Source organism: Mesorhizobium sp. M5C.F.Ca.IN.020.32.2.1 (assembly GCF_004023105.1).
Classification (GTDB): Bacteria; Pseudomonadota; Alphaproteobacteria; order Rhizobiales; family Rhizobiaceae; genus Mesorhizobium; species Mesorhizobium wenxiniae.
This window is the reverse complement of the sequence record NZ_RZSX01000490.1, coordinates 1-4,844: the sequence shown is the minus strand read 5'-3', so window position 1 is coordinate 4,844 and position 4,844 is coordinate 1. Positions and strand designations below refer to the sequence as shown.

1 protein-coding gene and 1 pseudogene are annotated in these 4,844 nt (G+C 63.7%); both read right to left on the bottom strand.

What is annotated here, in order from left to right; all coding sequences use genetic code 11:
* Nucleotides 1–3,197, bottom strand: a 3,197-nt coding sequence (locus EOA86_RS22490) for an error-prone DNA polymerase (RefSeq protein WP_128343645.1), incomplete at its 3' end; no start/stop codon positions are given.
* Nucleotides 3,194–4,821: pseudogene (locus EOA86_RS41535) on the bottom strand (DUF6504 family protein). The gene EOA86_RS22490 and the pseudogene EOA86_RS41535, both read right to left, overlap by 4 nt.
* Between the last annotated feature and the right edge of the window lie 23 nt (nt 4,822–4,844).

Genomic DNA, 4,844 nt, shown 5'->3' with positions numbered 1-4,844 from the left:
GTGCCGGCCTCCTCCAAAAGCACGGAAAGCCACGGTGTCAAATCCTCGACCTTGTCGGCGACGATATGGATGACGTCCGATTCCGACTGCAGTTTGCCGGTGACACGGATTAACCGCGCGCCCATGACAATGGGCCGGTAGCGGTTGAAGGTTCTTTCCCAGAAAATGACGTTGGCCACCGCCTGCTCGTCTTCCAGCGTCAGGAAAATCGCTTTGGCGTTACCCGGCCGCTGCCGCACCAGGACAAGACCGGCGACCGAAACCCGCTTGCCGTCCCGAACCTGGCCGAGGCGCGCATTGGGCGTGACGCCGGAACGGTCCAGCCGCTGGCGCAGAAAGGCAAGCGGATGCGCCTTCAGCGACAGGCCGAGCGAACGGTAGTCGTGGATGACGTGCTCGCCGAGCGGCATTGTCGGCAGCCTGGTCGCGGGCTCAAGATCGCGCAAGCGGATCGCCGGCTGGTCGAACAGCGGCAAGGTCTCGGCGGCACTCTTGCCGTCGAGCGCGCGGACCGCCCACAGGGCGTCGCGGCGGTCGAGGCCGAGCGAACGGAAAGCGTCGGCTTGCGCCAGTTTCTCGATCTCATCGACGTAGAGGCCTGAGCGCAGCCAGACATCGCGAACGGATTCGTAGCCGTCGCCGCGTCTGGCGACAAACACCTCCATGCGCTCCTTCGACAGGCCCTTGACCTGGCGAAAACCCAACCGGACGGCATGATTGGTCCGGATGACACCGCGCATTTCGGCATGGCGGCCGAGGATGCGGGCCGGGTCGAAGGGTGCGTCCTCCAATGCGCAGTCCCAACCGGAAAAATTGACGTCGACCTCGCGGATTTCGACGCCATGGTCGCGCGCGTCGCGGACAAGCTGAGCCGGCTGATAAAATCCCATCGGCTGGGAATTCAGGATCGCGGCGCAGAACACGTCTGGATAAAATGCCTTGAACCAGCAGGAGGCATAGACCAGCAGGGCGAAGGAGGCGGCATGGCTTTCGGGAAAGCCGTATTCGCCAAAACCCTCGATCTGCTTGAAGCAGCGCTCGGCGAAGTCCTTTTCGTAACCCCGCAAAACCATGCCATCGACCATCCGCTTGCGATAATTGCCGATCGTGCCGGTGCGCTTGAAGGTGGCCATCGCGCGGCGCAGTTCATCGGCCTCGCCCGGCCTGAAGCCGCCGGCGACGATGGCGATCTTCATCGCCTGTTCCTGGAACAGCGGAACGCCCAGTGTCCTGCCGAGTATTTCTTCCAGTTCCGGCTTGGGATATTCGGGCTTTTCCTTGCCCTGCCGGCGGCGCAGATAGGGGTGGACCATGTCGCCCTGGATCGGGCCTGGTCGCACGATCGCCACCTCGATGACCAGGTCATAGAATGTTTTCGGCCTGAGGCGCGGCAGCATCGACATCTGGGCGCGGGATTCGATCTGGAAGACGCCGATCGTGTCGGCGCGGCAGATCATGTCGTAGACATGTTTGTCCTCGGCAGGGAGGGTGGCCAGCACATATGGTTGCCCATAGCCATCCCGCGCCTCCGGATAATGATCCTGGAGCAGGGTGAAGGCGCGCTGCAGGCAGGTCAGCATGCCGAGCGCCAACACGTCCACTTTAAGGATTTTCACCGCGTCGAGATCGTCCTTGTCCCACTCGACCATCTTGCGTTCGTCCATCGCCGTCTTGATGATGGGCACGATCTCGTCGAGCCGGTCCCTGGTGATGACGAAGCCACCGACATGCTGCGACAGATGACGGGGAAAGCCCATGATCTCGTTGGCGCATTCGATCACATGCCTTGTCGATTGGTCGGTCTGGTCGAGGCCGCCGGCCCTGGTCTCCTTTTCGCCGAGCTCCGAGGTTGACCAACCCCAGATCGAGCTGGACAACGCGCTCCTGACATCGTCCGACAGGCCCATCGCCTTGGCCACTTCGCGCATCGCCGAGCGGCCCCGGTAGCTGACGACGGCCGCGGCAAGCGCAGTGCGCTTGGCACTGTATTTCTCGTAGATGTACTGGATGACCTCTTCGCGCTTTTCATGCTCGAAATCGACATCGATGTCGGGCGGCTCGTTTCTTTCCTCGGAAATGAAACGCTCGAAAAGCGAGTCGATCCGCTCGGGTCCCACTTCGGTGATGCCGATGCAATAGCAGACCACCGAGTTAGCCGCGGAGCCACGCCCCTGGCAGAGTATGCCCTGGCTGCGGGCGAATTTGACGATGTCGTAGACAGTCAGGAAATAGCGCGCGTAGTTCAGGCGCTCGATCAAAGCGAGCTCTTCCCGGATCCGCCTAGTCACATCGGCGGGAACGCCTGAGGGGTAGCGCATCGCGGCTCCCTCTCGAGCCAGCCTTTCCAGTTCGGCCTGTGGCCCGAGGCCCGACTCCGTCGGTTCATCGGGATAATTGTATTGGAGGTCATTGAGAGAGAAGCTCAATTCGCCGGCAAAGCGCAGCGTTTCCGCCAGTGCTTGCGGATGCCGCCGGAACAGCCGCGCCATCTCCATTGGCGGCTTCAAATGGCGCTCGGCATTGGCCGCCAGTTCCAGCCCCGCTTCGGCAACAGGCACGTTGAGGCGGATCGCCGTCAGCACGTCCTGCAACCGGCGCCGTTCGGACGTATGGTAAAGAACGTCGTTGGTCGTCATCAGCGGAAGGCCTGATGCCTCAGCCATGGCAGCTGCCTGCTCGATACGGTAGTGGTCGTTGCCGCGATAATCCGGCGAAACGGCAAGCCGCAGATTCTTGCCGAAGCGGTCTTTGAGTCGGCTAACCAGCCTGAGACCATCCTCCGCCGACGTCGACAGATCCGGCAGGACCGCCAGGGACATGAGATCGCCCCATTCAAAAAAGTCGTCGCGATAGAGAAGCGGTGCGCCCTTTTCGCTATCGTCGCGCATATTGGCTTGCGTCAGCATGCGGCACAGATGACCCCAGCCCTTGCGGTCCTGCGGATAGGCGAGAACGTCGGGCGTGCCATCGCAAAAAACCAGGCGGCAGCCGGGATGATAGGAAAGACCTTCCACCTTGGCCTGCTGCCAAGCGCGCACGACACCGGCCACCGTGTTGCGATCGGCAAGCCCGATCGACGAAAAGCCCAGAAACTTTGCCGCGACCACCAGCTCCTCCGGTTTCGAGGCGCCGCGCAGGAACGAGAAATTCGACTGGATGCCGAATTCGGCATAGGGAACGACCGTCAGCGCGTTCATGCGAAGACCCCATGCATGAACCAGCGCGGCGGGACTTGAGAGGCGCCGTAGAGACCCTGGCGGTAGAGCCAATAACGGCGGCCGTCGCTATCCTCGATGCGGAAATAATCCCGGGTCGGCGCGTCTTCCGGCCCCGACGTCTCCCGCCACCATTCCGGGGCGATGCGTTCCGGCCCTTCGGCGCGCGCGACCCGGTACAGCGCGCGCCGCCAGCGGAAGTTCATCGGCGGTCCCTCAGGCATTTCGGTGGCCGGCACCTCGATCGGTTCGGGCGAACGGAACAGCCGGATCGGCCGTTCCGGCCGAAAGACAGGCGTGGATGAAGTGTCTTGTATCTTGTCCGGCTTCTTCGGCGGAGAGACCCTTTGCGGCGCCTCCGCATAGGGAAGCGTGGCGACGGCGCGCTCCGGCAGATGACTCTCGACGGCAACCGGTTTCAAAACCGCGCTTTCGCCGAGCCGGGCGCGGATGCGGTCGGCGAAAAGGGCGATGTCGGCGCCGTCATCGTGCGTTTCGCCGGCGAGATCCGCCTGCTGCATGTCGAAGGCCGCGGCCGACAGGACCGAGAGGCGCACGAGATCGAAGCCATAGCCGGCATCGATGTCCTGTTCGAGCGCGGCGAGCCTTTCGTGAAACAATTTCTGGATCAGCAACGGCTCGCGCAAGGGCCGCGACGTGCCGACCGCGATGCGGCTGACGGCGCCGTCAACGCGGAAAAGCAGCAGCGCCAGCCTTCTTGCGCCCTCGCCGCGGCGCTCGAGGTCCATCTTCAATGTCGTCGCCAGCATTTTCACAGCCGCTCTAATTCGTCGGTCAGCATGATGGGTTCTGCGAGATGGCGTTCGACCGAAAGCGGCGCGACCGGCAGGCGCGGCGACACCGCCTCGTCAAGGCGGCCGAGCGCCTGGTCGAGGCGCAAAAGCAGCGATGTGCCGAAGCGGCGGGCGAGCGGCGCGCGCGGTGCTGCCATGACGGCGCCCGCCGTGCGCAGGCCGACGCTTTCCAGGCTGGCGCGGATATCAGGCTCGATGCGCAGCGCCGCCAGCGGCAAGGGTGCGAGTAGCGCTTCCTCCTCGCCACCGGGGACGATACGGTCACTGGCAAACCGCGTTGCCGCCCAAGCAGCACCAGGTGTGGCGGCAAGGCCGGCGCGGACATCGAAACCCTGATGGAAAAAGCGCGACAGAATGTCGTCCAGCATCGCCCGTTCACCGCCGAAAAGGTGGGTGCAGCCGGTGACGTCGAGAAACAGGCCGTCGGCTGCGTCGATCGCCACCAGCGGAGTGTAGCGGTCGCACCAGTCGGCGAGGCTTTCGAGCAGGCGGCGGTCGGCCTCGGGATCGGCTTCCACTACGTCGATCGATGGGTGCATGGCGCGCGCGTCGGCTATGCCCATGCCGCGCTTCAGATGAAGCGCCTCAGCCCGCTCGTCGAGGGCGGCGATGCGCTGCGCGTTCGCTTGGCGATGGCTGATCACCAAGGGCAGGTGATCCGACGGCCGCGAACGCCAGGACCGCCCCAGACGCTGCCGCAGGATCCTTTCCGCGGCGAGGTGCGGAAACCACAGGGACAGGATTCGCTGCCCGTTCTTCCCCGGCCCTTCTTTCCTCGAAATTGCGTTCATCCGGGTTCCACTCCAGTGTGAAT